The 20,723-nt window shown below is 58.8% G+C and carries 21 protein-coding genes; 7 read left to right on the top strand and 14 right to left on the bottom strand.

Going from position 1 to position 20,723, the window contains the following annotated elements:
* Position 1 precedes the first annotated feature (1 nt).
* From ACB042_RS02180 to ACB042_RS02170, 3 genes are all read right to left on the bottom strand, one after another.
* On the bottom strand, positions 2-742 hold the full coding sequence (locus ACB042_RS02180; protein WP_005352911.1) for an ABC transporter permease: 741 nt from the start codon (positions 740-742) through the stop codon (positions 2-4).
* 211 nt (positions 743-953) lie between these two features.
* Positions 954-1,727, bottom strand: a complete 774-nt coding sequence (locus ACB042_RS02175; protein WP_005337307.1) for an ABC transporter substrate-binding protein — start codon at positions 1,725-1,727, stop codon at positions 954-956.
* A 49-nt stretch (positions 1,728-1,776) separates the two neighbouring features.
* On the bottom strand, positions 1,777-2,547 hold the full coding sequence (locus ACB042_RS02170; RefSeq protein WP_005337310.1) for an ABC transporter ATP-binding protein: 771 nt from the start codon (positions 2,545-2,547) through the stop codon (positions 1,777-1,779).
* Positions 2,548-3,080: 533 nt separating this feature from the next.
* Here ACB042_RS02170 and ACB042_RS02165 point away from each other — a divergent pair.
* Positions 3,081-3,983, top strand: a complete 903-nt coding sequence (locus ACB042_RS02165; RefSeq protein WP_371177824.1) for a lysine exporter LysO family protein — start codon at positions 3,081-3,083, stop codon at positions 3,981-3,983.
* Between the two features lie 103 nt (positions 3,984-4,086).
* Here ACB042_RS02165 and iadA read toward each other — a convergent pair whose 3' ends face one another.
* On the bottom strand, positions 4,087-5,217 hold the full coding sequence (gene iadA / locus ACB042_RS02160; RefSeq protein WP_371177679.1) for a beta-aspartyl-peptidase: 1,131 nt from the start codon (positions 5,215-5,217) through the stop codon (positions 4,087-4,089).
* Between the two features lie 66 nt (positions 5,218-5,283).
* The gene (locus tag ACB042_RS02155) at positions 5,284-6,066 is read right to left on the bottom strand and encodes an ABC transporter substrate-binding protein (protein ID WP_101529955.1); all 783 of its coding nucleotides are present in this window, start codon (positions 6,064-6,066) and stop codon (positions 5,284-5,286) included.
* A 387-nt stretch (positions 6,067-6,453) separates the two neighbouring features.
* Here ACB042_RS02155 and ACB042_RS02150 point away from each other — a divergent pair, with 387 nt between their 5' ends.
* The gene (locus tag ACB042_RS02150; RefSeq protein WP_323977763.1) at positions 6,454-7,062 is read left to right on the top strand and encodes an ACP phosphodiesterase; all 609 of its coding nucleotides are present in this window, start codon (positions 6,454-6,456) and stop codon (positions 7,060-7,062) included.
* 56 nt (positions 7,063-7,118) lie between these two features.
* Here ACB042_RS02150 and ACB042_RS02145 read toward each other — a convergent pair whose 3' ends face one another.
* Together ACB042_RS02145 and arsC are read right to left on the bottom strand one after the other, a co-directional pair.
* The gene (locus ACB042_RS02145) at positions 7,119-7,502 is read right to left on the bottom strand and encodes a DUF2069 domain-containing protein (RefSeq protein ID WP_005333836.1); all 384 of its coding nucleotides are present in this window, start codon (positions 7,500-7,502) and stop codon (positions 7,119-7,121) included.
* Entirely contained in the window at positions 7,499-7,849 is a 351-nt protein-coding gene (arsC, locus tag ACB042_RS02140; protein WP_342400727.1) for an arsenate reductase (glutaredoxin), read from the bottom strand. The genes ACB042_RS02145 and arsC overlap by 4 nt, the downstream gene beginning before the upstream one ends.
* A 60-nt stretch (positions 7,850-7,909) precedes the next feature.
* Between arsC and ACB042_RS02135 the strand changes: the two genes are divergently transcribed.
* The gene (locus ACB042_RS02135; RefSeq protein ID WP_371177678.1) at positions 7,910-8,392 is read left to right on the top strand and encodes a TlpA family protein disulfide reductase; all 483 of its coding nucleotides are present in this window, start codon (positions 7,910-7,912) and stop codon (positions 8,390-8,392) included.
* Between the two features lie 90 nt (positions 8,393-8,482).
* Here the strand turns inward: ACB042_RS02135 and ACB042_RS02130 are convergent, their stop codons facing one another.
* Entirely contained in the window at positions 8,483-9,937 is a 1,455-nt protein-coding gene (locus ACB042_RS02130) for a M48 family metalloprotease (protein WP_005352930.1), read from the bottom strand.
* Positions 9,938-10,058: 121 nt separating this feature from the next.
* On the opposite strand from ACB042_RS02130, the gene ACB042_RS02125 reads away from it, so the two are divergent.
* The 3 genes from ACB042_RS02125 to ACB042_RS02115 are packed head-to-tail and all read left to right on the top strand — an operon-like array spanning position 10,059 to position 12,230.
* Positions 10,059-10,292 carry a sulfurtransferase TusA family protein gene (locus ACB042_RS02125; protein ID WP_371177677.1) on the top strand — a complete coding sequence of 78 codons (234 nt, stop codon included), beginning with the start codon at positions 10,059-10,061 and terminating at the stop codon, positions 10,290-10,292.
* 25 nt (positions 10,293-10,317) lie between these two features.
* The gene (locus ACB042_RS02120; RefSeq protein ID WP_371177676.1) at positions 10,318-11,388 is read left to right on the top strand and encodes an AI-2E family transporter; all 1,071 of its coding nucleotides are present in this window, start codon (positions 10,318-10,320) and stop codon (positions 11,386-11,388) included.
* A gap of 35 nt (positions 11,389-11,423) precedes the next feature.
* A complete protein-coding gene (locus ACB042_RS02115) occupies positions 11,424-12,230 on the top strand; it encodes a MipA/OmpV family protein (protein ID WP_144712635.1) in 807 nt (268 codons plus the stop codon).
* Between the two features lie 111 nt (positions 12,231-12,341).
* Here ACB042_RS02115 and ACB042_RS02110 read toward each other — a convergent pair whose 3' ends face one another.
* A complete protein-coding gene (locus ACB042_RS02110; protein ID WP_129503750.1) occupies positions 12,342-13,142 on the bottom strand; it encodes an alpha/beta fold hydrolase in 801 nt (266 codons plus the stop codon).
* A gap of 128 nt (positions 13,143-13,270) precedes the next feature.
* On the opposite strand from ACB042_RS02110, the gene ppk2 reads away from it, so the two are divergent.
* Positions 13,271-14,086: a polyphosphate kinase 2 gene (gene ppk2, locus ACB042_RS02105; RefSeq protein ID WP_069529166.1), complete on the top strand. Its 816-nt coding sequence runs from the start codon at positions 13,271-13,273 to the stop codon at positions 14,084-14,086.
* Between the two features lie 112 nt (positions 14,087-14,198).
* On the opposite strand, the gene ACB042_RS02100 is transcribed toward ppk2, so the two are convergent.
* From ACB042_RS02100 to yejK, 5 genes are all read right to left on the bottom strand, one after another.
* Positions 14,199-15,335 carry an ABC transporter ATP-binding protein gene (locus ACB042_RS02100; RefSeq protein WP_005333867.1) on the bottom strand — a complete coding sequence of 379 codons (1,137 nt, stop codon included), beginning with the start codon at positions 15,333-15,335 and terminating at the stop codon, positions 14,199-14,201.
* A 68-nt stretch (positions 15,336-15,403) separates the two neighbouring features.
* On the bottom strand, positions 15,404-16,294 hold the full coding sequence (gene malG, locus ACB042_RS02095) for a maltose ABC transporter permease MalG (RefSeq protein ID WP_005333868.1): 891 nt from the start codon (positions 16,292-16,294) through the stop codon (positions 15,404-15,406).
* Positions 16,295-16,306: 12 nt separating this feature from the next.
* Complete coding sequence (malF, locus tag ACB042_RS02090) at positions 16,307-17,959, bottom strand: maltose ABC transporter permease MalF (RefSeq protein ID WP_064341998.1); 1,653 nt, start codon at positions 17,957-17,959, stop codon at positions 16,307-16,309.
* Between the two features lie 75 nt (positions 17,960-18,034).
* Positions 18,035-19,216 carry a maltose/maltodextrin ABC transporter substrate-binding protein MalE gene (malE, locus tag ACB042_RS02085; protein ID WP_005333871.1) on the bottom strand — a complete coding sequence of 394 codons (1,182 nt, stop codon included), beginning with the start codon at positions 19,214-19,216 and terminating at the stop codon, positions 18,035-18,037.
* Between the two features lie 408 nt (positions 19,217-19,624).
* Positions 19,625-20,674, bottom strand: a complete 1,050-nt coding sequence (gene yejK, locus ACB042_RS02080; protein ID WP_371177675.1) for a nucleoid-associated protein YejK — start codon at positions 20,672-20,674, stop codon at positions 19,625-19,627.
* Positions 20,675-20,723: the final 49 nt, after the last annotated feature.

Here is a 20,723-nt window from a genome sequence, read left to right as displayed (position 1 = left end):
CTTACCTCGTCTTGATGGCGTAATGACGCTCGGCCCACTTGAGCGCCGAGGTGGAGACTGCGGTGAAGATCAGGAAGATCAGCGCCACCGCCATGTAGAAGGTGAAGGGTTGCTGGGTCGAGCCCGCCGCCAGCGAGGCTTTGCGCACCATGTCATCGAGGCCGATGATGGAGACCAGCGCGGTGGTTTTCAGCAGTACCAGCCAGTTGTTGCCAAACCCCGGCAGAGCGTGGCGCATCATCTGGGGGAAGAGGATCCGGACAAACACCTGGGTTGCACGCATGCCAAAGGCCCGTGCGGCCTCCAGCTCACCTTTGTCCACCGCCAGAATGGCGCCGCGAAAGGTCTCGGTCATGTAGGCGCCGAAGATAAAACCGATGGTCGCGACACCGGCCACAAAGGGGCTGATGTCGATATAGTCCGGGAGCAGGGAGACCCACTCCTGATTGGGATTACTCTCCAGTAACCAGCTGTTGTAAGTCTCGTTGACCCAGGTGCAGATGCCGTTGATCAGCACCTGGCCGCCAAAGAAGAGCAGCATCATCAGCACCAGATCGGGGATGCCGCGAATGATGGTGGTGTAGCCGGTGGCGATGGCCCTGGCCCACTTGTAGGGAGAGAGTTTGGCCAGCGCCCCCAGCATCCCCAGCAGCAACGCCAGCAGCAGGGAGGCCAGCGCCACTTCCAGGGTGACCCAGGCGCCCTCCAGCAGCGAGGCTTCGTATCCTTTCAAATCAAACATATGCAGCTCCATCGCCACTGAATCTTCACGCACCTGCTAACCAGAAGGCTCCATAGCAGTCCGAATGAAATATGTGCAGCTCCATTGCAATCAATGCGGGCCCGTAAACTCCCTCAGGGAGGTGACGGGCCCGATGACTACTGACGGGATCAACCTGTCGTTACTTGCCGTAGACGTCTTTGGACTTACTCGCCGTAAACGTCTCTTTGTTTTACTCTCCGTATACGTCGAACTCGAAGTACTTGTCGTTGATTTCCTTGTACTTGCCGTTGGCACGCAGCGCCAGAATGGCGGCGTTGAATTTCTCTTTCAGATCCTTGTCAGCCTTGCGCACCGCAATACCGGCACCCTCGCCAAACCACTTGGGATCGGTCAGTTTCGGGCCGACGAATTCGAAGGCATCCCCCCCCTCTTTCTTCAGCAGACCGTCGGTGATGGCGGCAGAGTCGGCCAGCACATAGTCCACACGACCGGATTTCAGATCGAGATAGGCTTCATCGGCGGTGCCGTAACGCTTGATGGTGGCATTGGGGAAGTTGTCGGTAATAAAGGTATCCATGGAGGTCGCACGCTGCACCGCGACGGACTTGCCTTCCATAAAGGCTTTGTCGAGCTGCACGTCGGTGCCCTTCTTGGCGGCAAAGCGGGCCGGAATGTGCTGGTACTTCTGGGTGAAGTCCACCTTCTTCTTGCGCTCTTCTGTGATGTCCATGGTGGCGATGATAGCGTCAAACTTGCGTGACAGCAGCGCCGGAATGATGCCGTCCCAGTCCTGCTTGACCAGGGTGCACTTCACTTTCATCTCTTCGCACAGGGCGTTGGCGATGTCGATATCAAAGCCTTTCACCTCGCCACTGGGCTCGGTCCAGGAGAAGGGGGGATAGGCACCCTCAACCCCGATCCGGACCTCTTTCCACTCCTTAGCCATCAGGCTACCGGACGCGAGGGCAGTGACTACGGCTGTCGCCAGCATCAGCTTGTTCATGTATCTCTCCTTGATAAAACAGTTGATTGGGTAACCAGGCATCCCGCCATCAGTAGATGGAGGAGATGAATTGCTTGAACCGCTCGGATTTGGGATGGGCGAAAATCTCCTTGGGGTTGCCCTCCTCTTCCACCCGCCCCTGATGCAGAAACATCACCTTGTTCGATACATCCCGGGCAAACGACATCTCGTGGGTCACCACCAACATGGTGCGCCCCTCTTCGGCCAGCTCGCGCATCAGGCCGAGCACCTCCCCCACCAGCTCGGGATCCAGCGCCGAGGTGGGTTCGTCAAACAGCATCACCTCGGGCTCTACCGCCAGCGCACGGGCGATGGCGGCCCGCTGCTGCTGACCACCGGAGAGGTGGCCGGGATAGTAGTCACGCCGCTCCCAGAGTCCAACCCGGTTGAGCAGTTGCTCTGCCTTGGCCAGTGCTTCGGCGCGAGGCACCTTTAGCACCTGGATTGGCACTTCGATGATGTTCTGCATGATGGTCATGTGTGACCAGAGATTGAAACTTTGAAACACCATGGCCAGCCGGCTGCGGATCCGCTCAACCTGACGCATATCCTCGGGCAACCGCTCGCCGGCGCGGCTGGTTTTCATCCGGATCAACTCGCCATGGAGCGAGACGGTGCCGGATGAGGGGGTTTCGAGCAGATTGATACAGCGAAGAAAGGTCGACTTCCCCGAGCCTGAGGAGCCGATAAGGGAGATCACATCCCCCTTGTGGGCGGTCATGTCGATGCCCTTGAGCACTTCGTGGGTGCCAAAATATTTGTGCAGATCACGTACTTCCAGTGCGGCAACGTCGCTCATCCATTACAACCTTGTCTGTCCCTAGACGCCGCAGGGGGCGTGACTCAACCATCGTCCATTTAACAAAAAGTTAACCGATGGCAACCTTCAGCGAAAATATCACCCGTATAGTGAAAAAACAATACAGAACGAGGGTCTTCAAGGGATTCGCTCTATTTTTATTCGCTCTTTGCGTATTTTTCAGCACTTTGTTTGCATAAACAGCCGTTTCAATGGCTATTCCGATACCGCCTTTTTATACCCCAATCATATCAGTGGCAAGAGAAAAGCGTGATGTGTGCCAAACCGGCACCAAAATGGCTTTATGCACCCCCTTGCCGAGTGAAATATCGGCCCCCCGATTGGATCAACTTGATTTCATTGGTGCACTCGGGCTCGCACAGAACCTTATCAAACAGAGAGGTTGTGGCAAAAAAGTAACAATCTGCCCCCAAAAGAGCTGTTTTCGGCCATGAAAGCGAGAGATATGTGACACAGAGCCAATAAGTAATGATAAGGTGGTGTTTTTATCAGTTTTTGTGATCGAGGCCTCGATGCTGCTCAATGTGTTGCTGATCCTGTTGCCACTGGCAATCGGCTATCTGATTCCCCTCTCCTCTGCCCGGCTGATCAAGCTGGTCAACCAGAGTCTGGGCAAGATGGTCTACCTCATTCTGTTTCTGATGGGGCTCGGGCTTGCCTATGTGGAGAACCTGGGCAGCAATCTGGCGGTGATCTTCAAGGTCGCCGGGGTGATGCTCACCGCGATCACGGTCTGCAACCTGCTGGCCCTCTGGTGGCTCGACAAGCGCACGCCGCCGACCCATGAGGCGAGCGATGCCAAGATGCCGGGCAAGTTGCATCTGTTGTGGGAATCCCTGCAGCTCTGCTTTGTGGTGCTCGGCGGTGTGCTGCTGGGTCTACTGGTGGATCTGCGCGCACTGCCCATCGACAAGTGGAGCGAGTGGGCACTGATGCTGCTGCTGTTTCTCATCGGGGTGCAGATGCGCAACTCCGGCATGCGGCTGCGCCAGATCCTGCTCAACCCCTGGGGGATGAAGATAGCCGCCACCGTCATCCTCAGCAGCTGGCTGGGCAGCCTGCTGGCGGCCCAGTGGCTGGGCATGCCCTTTACCCATGGTCTGGCGATGAGCTCGAGCTTCGGCTGGTATTCGCTCTCCGGCATTCTGGTGGCCGACAAACTGGGGCCGGTGCTCGGCTCTGCTGCCTTTATCAACGATCTTGGGCGTGAGCTTATCGCCATTCTGATCATCCCGGTCCTGATGCGACGCCACCCCTCGGCGGCCATCGGTTACGGCGGCGCCACGGCGCTGGACTTTACCCTGCCGGTCATCCAGAAATCAGGGGGCATTCAGGTGGTGCCGGTGGCCATTGTCTCCGGCTTTATCCTGAGCCTGCTCGGCCCCATCCTGATCCTCGGTTTTCTGGCGATCTAAGCCTGATTTCCACATTGCAGATAAAAAAGCCCGACCTTGTTGTCGGGCTTTTGCTGTTTGGAGCCACCACGCACTCGCACTGACTACGATATTACCCGCAGCCTTATTCGCGCCACTGGCCGCCACTCATCACCCGTTCGATAGCAAACGTCCGGTCGTGCACCAGCAGCAGATCCGCATCCTGCCCGACCCCGATACGCCCCTTGCTGCCGAGCCCCAGCGCCTGCGCCGGATTGCTTGTCACCGCGGCCAACGCCCTCTCCAGCGAGACACCGAGCCGGATCGCGCGCACGCACTGCAGCCACAGGCTGGCAATCTGACCGCAGCGCATCTCGATTAGCCGCCCTTCCCCATCAAAACGCGGCAGGCTGGCGTTGGCATCCGAGCTGAAGGTGATGCGCTCGGCAGGCACATTGGCGGCCAGCAGCTCGAGAAACGCATCGGCGGCAAGCCGCTCGCCATCCTCCAGCAGATCGGGAAAGCTCGAGGTGGTGAGATCAACCCAGCCTCCCGCCTTGCCCCACTCGATGGCCTCGGCAAAGAGCCAGGGGTTGCGGTTGCAGTGGGTGGGATAGAGCTGGCGCAGCGGAATGTCAGTCTCATCGCGCAGGGCCCGCAGGGGCGCCAATGCCCCCTTGCCATCCCCGACATGAAAGAAGCTGACCCCGCTCTTGCCCGCAAGTAGCCCGGCCACTCGCGCCTCGCTGGCAAGCCTGGCCAGCTCATCGTGGGTCGGCGCGCTGGATCTGTGGTCGCTGATGGCCACCTCCCCCACCCCCAATACCTCGGGGATCAGGATGATGTCCGACTCCACTGTGCCGGTCAGGGTCTTGACCGGTAGATGGTAGGAGCCGGTATACATAAAAGCGCTCACCCCGGCGGCGCGAAACTCGCGCACCTTGCCGAGCACCTGCGCGGGGGTGCGGGTCAGGCTGTCGGTGCCAAGCGCCGCCACCAGGGTAGTGACACCTGCCTTGAGCGCCTCGCTCGCCGCCAGCTCCGGGGTGCGAAAGGCAAAGCCCCCCTCACCGCCACCGCCAGTGATATGGGCCAGCGGATCCACCAGCCCGGGTACCAGATAGCGGCCACGACCATCGACCCGATGCAGCGGCCAGTTTGTGGGCACAGTCAGCCCCTTGCCCATCCAGGCGATACGGCCATCAGCCACCAGCAGATCCTGCTGGCCAAGGTGGGTAGGGCTGAAGATCTCGGCCCCCTCGATCAGGGTCAACATGGCGATCCTCCTTGCACGATTGTCGCTTGCCCAATGAAAAGAGAGGGAGCAAGCTCCCTCCCCCCGTCAACCACCATATATATCGTACTTGAAGTACTTCTGGTTGATCTGCTGATAGGTACCATTGGCACGCAGGGCCTTGATCGCCTCGTCCAGCTTGCCCTTGAGCTCCTTATCGCTCTTGCGCACGGCGATCCCCATGCCATCACCAAACCACTGGCGATCGGTCAGGGCGGGCCCCACATAATCGAACTTGTCGCCCCCCTCTTTGCCAAGGAGCCCCTGCTCGATGGCAGAGGCATCGGCCAGCAGGGCCAGCACCCGACCCGCCTTCAGATCGAGATAGGCCTCATCGGCATTGCCGTAACGGACGATGGTGACATTCGAGCCAAAATTGTCGGTCAGGTACTTATCGTGGGTGGTGGCCCGCTGCACCCCGATGCGCTTGCCCGCCATGCCTTCCGGGGTCAGCGTCAGCTCGGTCCCCTTGGCCGCCACAAAGCGATTGGGAATATGGGCATATTTCTCGGTGAAATCGACCTTCTGGCGCCGCTCGTCGGTGATCGACATGGCGGCGATGATGGCGTCGTATTTGCGCGACAGCAGGGCCGGGATCATGCCGTCCCAATCCTGCGCCACCAGCTCGCACTTGACCGCCATCTGCTTACAAAGGGCGTTGGCGAGATCGATATCAAACCCCTTGATCTCGCCCGACGCATCGGTCCAGGAGAAGGGCGGGTAGGCCCCCTCCACCCCGAAACGCACGGTTTTCCACTCCTTGGCCATAGCGGGGGTGGCCAGCAGGCTGGCAACAAACAGGGCTGAGAGGGTCAGTCTGATCTTCATCATGTGTACTCCATTACATAAAAAGCGCACAAGCGCGGACAAGGCACCGCAGGCGAATGCATGCGATGACCAAAAACGGCAAAATCTGGATGAGCGAGATCACGCCCGAGCGGGCGTCAGTGAACTGCTCCAGAGGTTCGATCTATTCGTCGAACCACTCGGAGAGATAGAAAGGCTTGAAGTAGAAGGCCAGAAAAAAGCCTCTGGCTTTGCGCATCATGGTGGTTTGTCGCGTCCTGTGACAAAGATGGCAATCACCTTAGCACGCCCGAATTTTGCCCGGCAAGAGGCAGCCACAGGGCAGTAGCAAAATCCCGATCATGGTCAAGGCAGGCGGGATCCGTTAGGCTCGAAGCACCTTGCCATCCCATAACAGACCCACAGCGACCGATGAATTTTCTGGCCCATCTCCATCTGGCTGCCCACACCCGAAGCTCTCTCACCGGCAATCTGCTCGGCGATTTCGTCAAAGGCACGCTGCCCACGGGGCTTGCCGCCCACTTCGATGAGGGGATCTGGCTACACCGCAAAATTGACGCTTTCACCGACAGCCACCCCGAGCACAAGGCGGCCGTCGCCAGTTTCGAGGCCCCCTGGCGCCGCTTTGGCGGCATAGTGGTGGATATGATCTACGACCACTGGCTGAGCCAGCACTGGGGACTGTTCAGCACCGAGCCCCTGCCCCGCTTCCTGCAACGCAGTTATGACCAGCTATTGGCGGATCACCCACGCCTGCCGGACGGACTGCCACTCCCCCTCAAACGGATGGCCGAGCAGAACTGGATCGCCTCCTACCGCCACAGGGAGGGGCTGGGGCAAGCGCTGAATGGCATCGGTCGCCGACTGCGCCGCCCGGTACAACTGGGAGAGGCGCTGTTGACCCTCGATGAGTCGCAGTGGCAAACATGCGAGGCGGGATTTCTGCGCTTCTATCCCCAGCTGATGGACTTTAGCCAGCAGCAGCTGGCCCAATATCGGGCAGCCCAAGGGGCACAGTGATCCCTCTGGATAGAGCTGCTTCCCCATAAAAAACGCCCCTTGCGGGGCGTTTGTCATCAGTTGGCTTCGTCTTTCTTTTTGCGAATGCTTAAGCCCAGCTCCCGACCACGCAGTCGGGCGTAATAGATGGTGCCGACAAAGGCGAGAGTGGTGAAGACCAGCTCCACCACCGCCAGCCACCGCTCCCCCTCATCCGTGGTGATCAGGGTGAGGGCGTGCAGGAAATAGGGCATCAACACGAAGTTGCCCCAGGCGTGGGTGTAGGGGTTGCCCTGCACGATTCCCTTGAGAGGGAAGAGCAGCGGCACCGTCCAGATCACCGGCAGCAGCCAGGGGTTGAGGTCCGGATGGGGTGATAGCCACAGATGCCAGAGGATGACCCAGCCCAGCAGACCGAAGAAGCCGACCAGAGTCAGCCAACGTGCGAAGCGGGTGCTCACTTGATGATCTCCAGCACCTGCTCCGGCGGGCGACCAATGCGGGCCTGGCCATTCTTGATGACAATGGGGCGCTCGATCAGCTTGGGATGCTGGTGCATGGCGCGAATAAGGGCATCACCGCTGACATCGGCCAATCCCAGCTCCTTGTAGAGCTCCTCCTTGGTACGCATCAGCTGGCGGGGATCGCTAAAACCGAGCAGAGAGAGCAGGTTGCGGATCTCATCTTCGCTTGGGGCCTGCTCCAGATAGAACACCACATCAGGGGCGATCCCGTGCTGTTCCAGCAGGGCCAGGGTTTCGCGACTCTTGGAGCAGCGCGGATTGTGGTAGATTTGGGTCTCGCTCATGGTAACTCCCTGATTAATCGCAAGATGGGACTAGAAACGGCGCTATTGTAGGGGAAAGTGATGGTCAGGGTAAGCGGCAGTGGAAAGGAATTGAAACGAATTTGTTGGCTGATTGTGGCTGGCCTGCTGGGCGCTTGCACGCCCGCCCCCGAATTTACCGATGCAACAGGGCAGTCGGTCAGCCTGCGCCACTTTGCCGGCAAGCCGCTGCTGGTCAACTACTTCGCCCCCTGGTGCACCCCCTGCCTGCGGGAGATGCCGCGCCTCAACGCGCTGGCGGCAGAAGGCCAGATCACAGTGGTGGCCATCAACTACGACCCGACCACGCCAGCGGAGCTGAACAAGCTGGCTGCGCAGTATCACATCAAGGTGCCGCTCCTTATTGCCAATGAAGATGCCAAACTCCCCTTCCCTCGCCCAAGCGGCCTGCCCACCAGCTATCTGCTCGATAGCGAGGGCAAGCTCAAGCAGACGCTGGTCGGCGAGCTCGACCAGCAGCAGATCGAGATGCTCGAGGCGACCGCCAGCAGCATGAGTCACTAGCCCATAGCTGCTATCACCGTCCCCCACATCAACGCCACCGCCATAAACAACAAGGGCGCACCAGAGTGCGCCCTTGTTTGATAGGTTTCGTTAGCCCTTGAGGCTGTCGAGATCCTTCTTGGCCCGCTCCAGCTCGGTGATGCGCGCCTCCAGACGAGCCAGGGTCATCCGATCGCTGGTGGTACCGCGTGCCACGATCAGCTCGTCGATGGCCGCCTGATAATCCCCGCGCAGTGCGAGCATCTCGGCCCGCGCCATATGCAGCTCGGTCATTCTACCCGCCTTGCGATAGGCATCGGCCAGCAGGTTCCAGGCCAGATTGTTCTCCTCATGGGCACGGGCATAGGGGTCAAGGATGGCGATGGACTTCTTGTAGTTGCCGCTCTCGAGATAGGCGTTGCCGAGGTTGACCACCACCACTTCGTTGTCCGGCATCCGGCTGCGGAACTTCTCGAGGCGCGCGATGGCCTGGGCACTGCGCCCCTTGGCCAGATCGATGTCGGTCTGGGCATCGACGATAAAGAGATCTTCCGGATGACGGGCCGCCAGCTCCTGCATCAGGGTATCAGCCTCGTCGGTGCGCTTGAGCTGGATCAGCGCCAGCGCCTTGCCATAGATGGCGGCATCCTTGAGCGGATAATCCCCCTTCTGGATCCGGCTATCGAAGTAGCTCAGCAGCCCCTGCGGGGTATCGGTACCAAAACGCACCTGAATCCGCACCTTGGCCAGCCAGAAGTCGAGACTGGGCGGCAAGTCGCGGCGACCATAGCTACCCGCCCGAGCGCGGGCCTCGCTGATCCGGGTCTCCGGCAGCGGGTGAGTGAGCAGCATCTCCGGCGGCTTGCTGGCGTAACGGTATTCGGCAGCCAGTTTCTGGAAGAAGTTGGCCATCCCCATGGGATCGAAACCGGCATCATAGAGGGTCTTCATGCCGATGCGATCCGCTTCATATTCGTTGTCGCGGGTGTAGTTGATGGCCGACTGCATGGAGAGGCCCAGCGTGGTCTGCAGCGCGGCGATACCGGCAGTCGGGTTGATCACTGCCAACGCGATGGAGCCCACCAGACCGGCCAGAGTCACCGCCGAGCTGCTCGCCTGCGCCTCCATGTAACGAGCGATATGGCGCTGGGTCACGTGGGTGATTTCGTGGGCCAGTACCGAGGCCAGCTCACTCTCGCTGTCGGCGTAGAGGAAGAGGCCAGTGTGCACCTTGACCCGCCCGCCGAGGAAGGCGGCCGCGTTGATGGTGGGATCATTGATGAGGAAGAAGGTAAACGGGAAACGTACCCCATCGGCGTTGGTCAGCAGTCGCTGACCCAGATCGTCAATGTACTGGCTCAGCACCGGATCATCGATGATCGGCAGACCCGCACGGGCAAAGCGCATAAAAGCGTTGCCGTAACGCACTTCCTGCTCGATGGGCAGGGCAGCAACCCCGGCCGTGCCGATGTCGGGAAGCTGATTGTTGGCCTCGGCATGAAACGTGGCGCCCATCAGGGAAGCCAGCAGGGGAAGCGATGCCATCAGGGGGGAAAAACGTGCCACGTTATCTCTATCTCCATCAGAAAGGGCCTCGGCAGAATACCCTTGCCCATCAAGGGCTACAAGCGTTGTTTCATGCTCTTATCACGGCCATAATAGCGGCCACCTGCCTGATGGAGCCCCCATGGAAGTTCTCGACCTGACCCCCTGGCGTTGCCCCGAGCCGCTGATCCGGCTCAAGCTCTGGTTAAGGGGGGCCAAAAGCGGTCAAACCGTCACCATCCGGCTGGCCGATGCGGGCTCCCGGCAGGATATTCCGGCCTATCTGCACCGTCAGGGCCACCATGTCGAGGTGCAGCAAGAAGCGGACAATACCCTCTCTTTGCAGTTGGTTGTCGGGGCGAAACAACCATCTTGAGCCCCAGTGATGTAAGGATGCCGTCATGTTAGAAGTATTGAAGCGCTGGTATCAGACCCGTTTTTCCGATCCCGATGCCGTTACCCTTTTCCTGTTGCTGGTGTTCTGCTTCACCATCATCTGGCTGTTTGGCGATCTGCTGGCCCCCCTGCTGGTGGCGCTGGTAATGGCCTATCTGCTGGAGTGGCCGGTCGCCCGGCTGCAAAAAACGGGGCTGTCGCGCACCCTGGCCACCAGCGTCATTCTGATCCTCTTTATTGCGGTAGCAGTCGCCTCCTTGCTGGGTCTTATCCCGACGCTGGTCAGTCAGGGGATCAATCTGGCCAAAGAGGCGCCGGCCATGCTGACCCACGCTCAGGATTATGTCCGCACCCTGCCGGACAAATACCCCGAGCTCATCGACGTCAGTCTGGTGGAGACCGTCATCGACAATATTCGCCAGCGCATCCTCAGTGGCGGCGAGCATCTGGTAAGCGCCTCCCTCAGTTCGCTGGTCAACGTGGTCGCCATCATGATCTACCTCATTCTGGTGCCGCTGATGGTCTTCTTTATGCTCAAGGACAAGCGGGTCTTGATGGGCAGCCTGCGCCGCTTCCTGCCGCGCAACCGCACCCTGGTCAACCGGGTGTGGGTCGAGATGAACAACCAGATCATCAACTACATCCGCGGCAAGGTGATCGAGATCCTCATCGTCGGCATCGCCACCTATGTCCCCTTCGCCCTGATGGGATTGCGCTACTCGGTGCTGCTGGCGGTCGCAGTCGGCTTCTCGGTGCTGATCCCCTATATCGGCGCCGCCGTGGTGACGGTTCCGGTCGCCATGGTAGCCCTGTTTCAGTGGGGGCTCACCCCCGAGTTCGCCTGGCTGATGGTGGCCTATCTGGTCATTCAGGCTCTCGATGGCAACCTGCTGGTGCCGGTGCTTTTCTCGGAAGCGGTCAACCTCCATCCGGTGGCCATCATCATCGCCGTGCTGGTCTTCGGCGGCTTGTGGGGATTCTGGGGTGTCTTCTTCGCCATTCCCCTCGCCACCCTGGTCAAGGCGGTGCTCAATGCCTGGCCAAAACGTGAAGAGATGCCCGGTGCCGCACAATAACCTACTTCCCCTGCAATCGTGACAACGGTGTGTCCATGACCTTTTTTCGTCAAATCAGAGCAGCAGGGCTGACGGCCCTGCTCCTCGCTGCCGCCCTGCCCGCCCGCGCCGATATCGACCTTGGTTCCATGGATCTGCTCACCAGCGACAGCCCTACCAGCCCGGTGCCACAGGGCTTTGTCGCCGGTGCGGCGCTCATCGGGGGACAGGCCCGTTATGAAGCGCAGGACAACGCCCTCTACGCCATCCCGGGCTTTATCTATTTTGGCGACCAGTTCATGTTTCTGGGGGATCGGGCCCGCTACTACTTCCACAAGGATGAGAACTTGGCCCTCTACGGCTATGGCCGGGTCCGTTTTGGCAATCTGGATCCCGAGGACTCGCCCGCTTTCAGTGGTATGGAGCAGCGAAAATGGCAGCTGGAAGGCGGGATCGGTGGCAACATCATCACCCCCTATGCCCTGCTGACCGTGCGGGCCAACAGCGATGTCACCGGCCGCAGCAAGGGGCAGGAGCTGCTGCTGTGGGCCGACTTCCCCATCCTGCGCGACAACCTGCTGATCATGCCGGGGATGGGGCTGATGCTGCGCAGCGACAAGATGGCCAACTACTACTTCGGCGGCATCTCCGAGAGCGAGGCAACCGCCCAGCGGCCCGCTTGGGATACCGGTACCACCCTCTCCCCGATGGCGGCCCTCATCACCAGCTACCGCTTCAGCCCCAACTGGATTGGCATGTTTGCCATGAACTACGAATGGTATGATCGGGACATCAAAAACAGCCCCATCGTCCAGCACGATGGCGAGCTCTATGCGGGTTTTGCGCTGGGCTATATCTGGTAACGGTTATGAGTCTTGAACCGTGAGACACGACCAAACAAAAGGGAGCCCTCGGCTCCCTTTTTCACGACCATCAGGCTGGTAGTACAGCCTGCTCAAGCTGCCAATTCAGGCTTACAGCGCCGCCAGAAACTCGGTCAGTTGCTGATTGACGAAGGCCGGATTTTCCAGCGACGAGATGTGGCCAGCCATCGGGATCTCCCTGAACGGGCAACCCAGCACCTCGGCCATCAGATAGCCCTCCAGCACCGGACGCGCCTTATCTTCGCAGCCGGTCATCACCAGTGCGGGAGTGGTGATCTCCTCCAGCCACTCGATACGATCTTCGCGGGTCACAAAGCTGCGGCCCACCGCCACCATGGCGGCAATCTTCTCGTTTGGCCAAGCGGCCAGACGCGCCTTGAAACCACTCAACAGCGCCTCATCAGGCTGGCTGGCAAAGAAGATCGGCGCTACCTGTTCGATGATGGGTGCAGGGACGGTGCCGAGCTGCTCGATCATCGCCAGCATGCCTAGGTAGCGCTCGCAGGTGATCTGGGGCTCGAGGCCGACAAAACTGTCCATCAGCACCAGACCCTTGAGGCGGTTTGGCACCATGCGCGCCAGCTCCACACCCCACATGCCACCGATGGAGAGGCCCACCAGCACGAACTCGTCAACCCCGAGAGCATCGAGCAGCGCCAGGTGATCCCGCGCCAGAGTCGCCAGGGTGCAGCCACCTTCGGGGAGCAGGTCGGAATCACCGTGGCCCCACAGCTCGGGAACGATGCAGCGATAGCTGCCCTTGAGCGCCTCGATTTGCGGCGCCCACATGGCGCTATCCCACAGATAGCTGTGACCAAACAGCAGTACCGGCCCTTGCCCTTCATCCAGATAGGCCATCCGGCGGCCCGCTATCTCCATAAAATGCTTCATGTTATCTCCTGTTGCCAGCGATGGGCGGGCAGTGTATCACGTCCCCCTTGGCAGGTGACGCCTCCCTGGTGCAAGCTGACAGTGACCCAAAGAAGTCACCCATGAAAGGATGCCAAAAGGAGAAGCCCATGGCGAAGGAGAAGAGCAAGAAGCGGCCGCGTCTGGACAAGAAGTGCTACGAGCACCACCTTGCCCATCTGCAGGAGGAGCTGGTCAAGCTGCAGGAGTGGGTCAAGCAGGAGGGGTTAAAGGTAGTGGTACTGTTCGAGGGACGGGACGCCGCCGGTAAAGGGGGCGTCATCAAGGCGATCACCGAGCCGCTAAACCCCCGGGTCTGCCGGGTCACGGCGCTGCCCGCCCCCTCCGATCGGGAGCGCTCCCAGTGGTACTTTCAGCGTTATGTGGCCCACCTGCCCGCCGCTGGCGAGATGGTGCTGTTTGACCGTTCCTGGTACAACCGGGCCGGAGTCGAGCGGGTGATGGGATTTTGCAGCGATGCCGAGTATCGCGAGTTTCTGCGCGCCTGCCCCGAGTTTGAGCGGATGCTGATCCGCTCCGGCATCACGGTGATCAAATACTGGTTCTCGGTCAGCGACGAGGAGCAGGAGAAGCGCTTTAAAGAGCGGATCAACACCCCCATCAAGCGCTGGAAATTCAGCCCGATGGATTTGCAGTCCCGCTCGCGCTGGGTGGAATACTCCCGCGCCAAGGATGACATGTTCACCTACACCGACACCGAGGATTGCCCCTGGTTCGTGGTGGAGGCTGACGACAAGCGCCGTGCTCGCCTCAACTGCATCGCCCATCTGCTGAGCAAGGTGCCCTACGAGGCGATCCACTACGAGCCTATCAAGCTCCCCCCCATCAAGACCGAAGGGTATGAGCGCCCGCCGCTGGCCAGCCAGACCTTTGTGCCCGATATTACCGCCGAACTCGAGGCCTGAACCGGGTTACCTTGCCTATCTGCATGTTCAAATCGCAGGCAATAAAAAGCCGGTCTGACGACCGGCAAAAAGGCATTGATTATTAAGAAAGGAAAACCAGCACAACAAAAAATCAGGTACGGATATATTTGGCGGTACGGGGGAACGCCTGCTCCTTGGCATCGAACAGGTAGCAGGCTTCGGCCGGGATACCCACGCTGTAGGTCTGACCGGTCGCCACATCCACATCCGAGGTGGCCTTGACGGTAAAGTCGTGACCATCCACATCCATATAAACGAAAGACTCGGCGCCCAGGTGCTCGGCCACCTGCACGATCCCGCTCACCTTGCTGTGCGCATGGGGGTGATCCAGCGGCATCAGGTGCTCGGGGCGAATGCCCAGCTCCACCTTGTCACCCACAGCGCCACTGCGGGCATCGACCCGGGCACGCACGGTATCGCCAGAGGTCAACTTGACCAGGCACTCCTGCTCGCCAATCTCCAGCAACTCGCCCGCCAGGAAGTTCATCTTGGGAGAGCCGATAAAGCCCGCCACGAACTTGTTGTCCGGGTTGTGGTAGAGATCCAGCGGTGAACCGAACTGTTCCAGGTTGGTGGCAGCTTCGGCCTTGAGCGGGCTCAGCACCACAATCTTGTCGGCCAGAGTCATCGCTTCCACCTGATCGTGGGTCACATAGATGATGGTGGAGTTGAGCTCCTTGTGCAGCTTGGCGATCTCGATCCGCATCTTGACCCGCAGCGCGGCATCCAGGTTGGAGAGCGGCTCGTCAAACAGGAACACCTGCGGCTGCTGCACGATGGAGCGACCGATGGCGACACGCTGACGCTGACCACCGGAGAGCGCCTTGGGCTTTCTGTCCAGCAGCGGCTCAAGACCCAGGATCTCGGCGGCGCGCATCACCCGCTTGTGGATGTTCTCTTTGTCCATCTTCTTGAGCTTCAGACCAAAGGCCATGTTCTCGTAGATGTTCATGTGTGGATAAAGGGCGTAGGACTGGAACACCATGCCGACGTTGCGCTCTACCGGCGGCACGTCGTTCATGTAGCGACCGCCGATGGTCAGCTCACCGCTGGTGATGTCTTCCAGACCCGCGATCATCCGCAGCAGGGTGGATTTACCGCAGCCTGACGGGCCGACGAAGACAATGAACTCCCCTTCCTTGATGGAGAGGTTGATGTTGCGCAGGGTGTCCTTGTGAACAGCCGGATCGTAATTTTTGCGAACGTTGTTGAGTACTACTTCAGCCATGACGAGCTCCGCTCTTGAATCTTTGCAAATCGTGATAGCGGGGGGAGTCAGCTCCCCCGGCCATAAACTTAACCTTTCACACCACCAGCAGTCAGACCGCCAACCAACCAGCGCTGTGCCAGCAGGAACACCACTGTGATGGGGAAACCGGAGAGCACTGCGGCCGCCGCGAAATCACCCCACAGATAGTTCTGCGGATAGAGGTACTGCTGGGCCCCGACCGCCAGGGTCAGATTGTTCACATCCTGCAGCAGGATGGAGGCCATGGGCACCTCGGTAATGGAACCGATAAAGGCCAGAATAAATACTACCGCCAGGATGGGCACCGACAGGGGCAACAGGATCAGACGGAATGCCTGCCACGGGGTCGCACCGTCGATGGCCGCCGCCTCCTCCAGGGAGGAGTCGATGGTCTCGAAGTAGCCCTTGATGGTCCAGACGTGGAGGGCAATCCCCCCCATGTACGCCAGGATCAGGCCACCGTGGGTGTTGAGACCGAGCCAGGGGATGTAGTCACCAATCTTGTTAAAGAGCGCGTAGATGGCTACCAGTGCCAGCACCGCCGGGAACATCTGGAAAATCAGCATGCCCTGCAGGATGGTGGACTTGCCACGAAAACGCAGGCGGGCAAAGGCGTAAGCACAAGTGGTGGAGAGCGTCACGATCATCAGGGCAGTGATGCCGGCGATCTTGATGGAGTTCCACAACCAGGTCAGCACCGGGAACGGCGGCGGCGTGATGCTGCCGTCGGCGTTGGTGATGGACATGCCCAGCGCCAGCTTCCAGTGATCCAGCGTCGGATTGGAGGGGATGATCTCCCCTACCGCGAAGTTACCGTTACGGAACGAGATGGCGATAACCATGATCAACGGGAAGATGATCAGCGCCAGGAAGCCCCACATGACCAGGTGGGTTGCCCACACCCGGTATTTGACTGATTTGGGTTGTACGATTGCCATGTTGAAGCCTCCTTACAGCTGCTTGTCGGCTTTGGACAATTTCAGGTTGAGCAGCGCCAGCGCACCTACGATGAGGAAGATAGCTGTGGCGATGGCACTGGCCAGACCGTAGTCCTGACCACCCGATCCCTGGAACGCAATCCGGTAGGTATAACTCACCAGCAAGTCGGTGGTACCGGCCGGGGTGCTGGCGCCGATGATGTCGGGCGCACCGTTGGTCAACAACTGGATAAGCACGAAGTTGTTGAAGTTGAAGGCAAACGAGGCAATCAACAGCGGTGTCAGCGGCTTCATCAGCAGCGGCACGGTGATCTTGAAGAAGTTCTGCACCGGACCGGCACCGTCCATGGCTGACGCTTCATAGAGATCTTCCGGAATGGCTTTGAGCAGGCCCATGCAGAGGATCATCATGTAGGGGTAGCCGAGCCAGGTGTTGACTATCAGGATCATCACCTTGGCCAGGAAGGGGTTGGTATACCAGTCCGGTTTGATGCCAAACGCCGCTTCCAGGAACATGTTGATCTCACCGAAGTTCTGGTTGAACAACCCCTTGAACACCAGGATGGAGATAAACGCCGGGATCGCATAGGGCAGGATCAACATGACCCGATAGAAACCGCGCCCCTTGAGCTCTTCCCACTGCACCAGACAGGCCAGCACCATGCCGATGGCCAGGGTGAAGGCGACAGAACAGGTTGAGAAGATCACGGTCCAGATGAAGATCTGCAGGAAGGGTGACTGGATGCCCGGATCGGTGACGATGCGCGCGAAGTTCTTCCAACCGACGCTCACCACAAAGCCCGGAGCAATCCCCTTGCCGACAAACTGACCCTGTTCGTCGATGTACTGATAGAAGCCGGTCTCGCCATTGGGCAGCATCAGTTCGCCATTCTGGGTATCACGCAGCAGGTTGCTGTCTTTGATCACCACGCCGGACTTGAGCACGGCACCATCCATCAGACGGGTGTAGTGCTGCTTCTGGGCGGCAAACTTGCGCAGGCTGCTCAGGGTCAGGTGGGTACCGCCATCCGGCAGCACCAGATCAAGGTCACTCAGGTGAGTACGATGCTCAACAATGGCGCGGATCGGTGCGGCCTTGCTGGCCGCTTCGCCAGTGAAGGGCTGCAGTTCGACCACTTGCTGGGTGTTCTGCACACGGCCCTCGCGGGACGCCAGCTCACGGGCCTTGTTGGTCATCAGGGAAACAGGTTGGCTGATAAAGGATTGATCATCCTGTGTCAGCAGCAGCTGGAACTGGCCGTTGTCGCCATCCAGCAGGGTAAAATCGAATTCACCGCCCGCCACCTTGTAGGTTTTCTTCAGGTGGTAGTCCCGCGCCTGCTCCACGGAGAGCAAGTTGGACCCCGAATAGTTGGTGAAGGCAATGCCAATGGTGTAGGCAAGAGGGAAGATGATAAACACAACCATGCCCGCAACACCCGGAAAGATGTAGCGATGGGCATAGGTCTTCTTGTTCATGAAGACATACAGACCGACGGAAACCACCACCAGATCCAGCAGCGCGAATACCCACTCGCCACTGGCGTACATCATCACGGCTGCGTAGCCGTTGAGGATGGCAACCAGGGCCGCTATGGTCCACTTAAGCCAGGTGTGCTTATCCTTCGGACCGGCATAGGACTCAACAGAAGGTACTACTTCCATGCCAATTAACCTTTATAACGCCAAGAGAGATTTGAGAGAGTGGGAGGCCATGACGGCCTCCCGGGTAGTGCGTGCTTACTGAACGATACGCTTGGCAGCGGTATCCAGAGCTTCGTCAACACCCTGACGACCGGAGGTCACGTTCTTGAGGGCAGTTTCGAAGGAAGACCAGAAACGGCTCATCTCGGGAACGGATGGCATCGGCTCGCCAGCCTGGGCGTTCAGCATGGTGGCCTTGATGTGCGGATCGGATTCCAGGGTCTTCTGGAAGGATTTCAGCGCAACGGCACCCAGCGGCTTGTCGGCGTTAACCGGCGCCAGACCGGCATCGGTCAGCAGGTAGTTTTCCAGGAACTCGATAGCCAGATCCTTGTTCGGGCTGGCGGCGTTGATGGTGGCACCCAGTACACCAACGAAGGCTTTGGCCGGCTTGCCGTTCAGGGTCGGCAGCGGCGCTACGCCGTACTTGATGCCGCTCTTGTCCAGGTTGCTCCAGGCCCAGGGACCGTTGATCATCATGGCCACTTCGCCCTTGTTGAACTTGGCGTCCATCACACCGTAGTCGATGCCTTTTTCCAGGTGACCGGACTTGATCATCTCGGAGATGTAGCCCACGCCCATCTTGGCACCTGCGTTGTTCACGCCGGTATCTTTGACGTCATAACCGGTAGCGGTTTTCTTGAAGGCGTAACCACCGTTGGCAGCCACCAGCGGATAGCTGAAGTAGGGGGTGTCATAAGCCCACATGATGGCGCGCTTGCCGTTTTTCTTCAGAGTCTCGTCAATCTTGGCGATCTCTTCGAAGGTTTTCGGCGGCTCGGGCAGCAGGTCTTTGTTATAGATCAGGCTGACAGCTTCCATGGCAACCGGGTAGCCATAGGTTTTGCCATCAACAGTCATGGCATCCCATGCCAGCTGTTCAAATTTGCCTTTGGTGGCAGCGTTCGGAGTTACCGGAACCAGCAAACCGGCTTTGACCCACTCACCGTAACGGTCGTGAGCCCAGAAGAAGATGTCCGGGCCGTTGCCAGTGGCGGCGGCTTGCTGGAATTTGACTTCAACCTGATCCGGGTGAGCCACAGTAACCTTGATGCCGGTTTCTGCTTCAAACTTCTTACCCACTTCAGCCAGACCGTTGTATCCCTTGTCACCGTTGATCCAGATGGTCAGCTGGCCTTCATCGATGGCAGCAGTAGCAGAGCAAGCGACGCCAAGAGTGGCCAGACCGATCAGGGATGACAGCAATTTCTTTTTCATGAGCCTTTCCTTGTATTAGTTCCGCGCTGTAAGAGCATTGTGTGCGAGATGAATATTATCCCAAGCGGCAAACGGCTCACATGACGCAACTCGCATTTTTGAAATGCAATTACGTATTTCCTTCCAGAAAGTTTTGAAAACATTTTCTTATTTCAGGGAATTACGGCCATTTATCGGCTTAATTCCAGACAACCACAGAATAATAATTACCAAAATGAAATAAAATTTCATGAATGAAAGGGTTTTCACCTCAATGAAAACCCTTTCAGGTGGTTTATTTTGTTTGATTTGTTAACAAAGTACCGCGCCAGTTTCGAGGTCTGCCCGGGCGCGATAAAAAAAGAGACCCCGCCGGGGCGGAGTCTCTTTTTGCGAGAAATGACGAGTTGATCACACTCGGGAGCATGACTACGACTGGCGCAGCAGCTGATCCTTGAGATTGGGCGGCACACCCTTGATGGTCAGGGTGTCGGTCTGGGGATCGTAAAAGATCCGGCTGTTCAACAGCTTCTGCTCAAAGCTCAGAGTCAGGCCGCCACCGGAGCCGACAAACTTGGTCAAACCACGCAAGGTAGAGCGATCCGCCGGGAAACGCTCTTCCAGCTCATACTCCTGACCGATAAAGCTGTAAAAATCGAGGTCACCGTCGCTAGGCAATTCTGCAGACAACTCCTTGATTTCGATCTCTTCACCGGCACTCGCCTGTTCGGTGCAATATTTGAAGACCTGCTTTTTATAGTCATTGCGCTCGGTCGGCTCGAGCTGACGACTGTCGCAATAATCTTCGACCGCCTGCAGCAAGCCTTTATTTTGTACCTTGGCATCCATGCCCTCGCGGGCACCCAGCAGATCCATAAAGAAGTCGCCCAGTTTGCGACCAATGCGCCCCTTGCTGAAGGTGATATAGCGGCGCGAATCCGGTTGGGTTTTCCATTCGGTCAAATCAATACGGGCCACCAGATTGAGTTTGCCGATATCCAGATACTGGATATGGCGTAATTCCAGCGCTTCGCTGACGGTGACGCTCTCCTTACCCTCCAGCAGAGCAATCAGCAGATAATCGACCCCGACGTAGTTATATTTGGCAAACAGCAGCACCCCCTGCTCATCGAGGGCGTGCTCCACCAGCTGCTTGACCAGCATCTGGGTCACGGTGACCGAGAAGGGGACGAATTCGGTCTGCTCGTCGAGCAGCTGTTCGAGGGCGATACGAAATGCGGGTGAAGGCTGCTTGGGAGCATCGATGCCGTCGGCCAGCTCGGCGACGGCGGCCTCGGGGTCGGCAAAGAAGCCAAAGCCCTTGCCGCCCTTGCCGTTGTAGATCCGATGCAGTTCCGCCATCAGTCCCTGTACCGCCTCATCAGGGGGCAGGGTCTGGCTGCGGGTATCGGCGTGGGGTTGACCATCGCCGCCCTGGCGCAAGGAGTGAAGAATGATCTTGTCGATATCGAGACTCATGTCACAAAGCCATAGTGTTAGCCGAAAGGGTGAAGTATTATAAGGCGCT

Origin of the sequence: Aeromonas sp. S13(2024), from assembly GCF_041402405.1 — a bacterium.
Lineage (GTDB): Bacteria > Pseudomonadota > Gammaproteobacteria > Enterobacterales > Aeromonadaceae > Aeromonas > Aeromonas veronii.
Note: the sequence above shows the minus strand (reverse complement) of the source record. Positions and strands in the feature narration are given on the sequence as shown.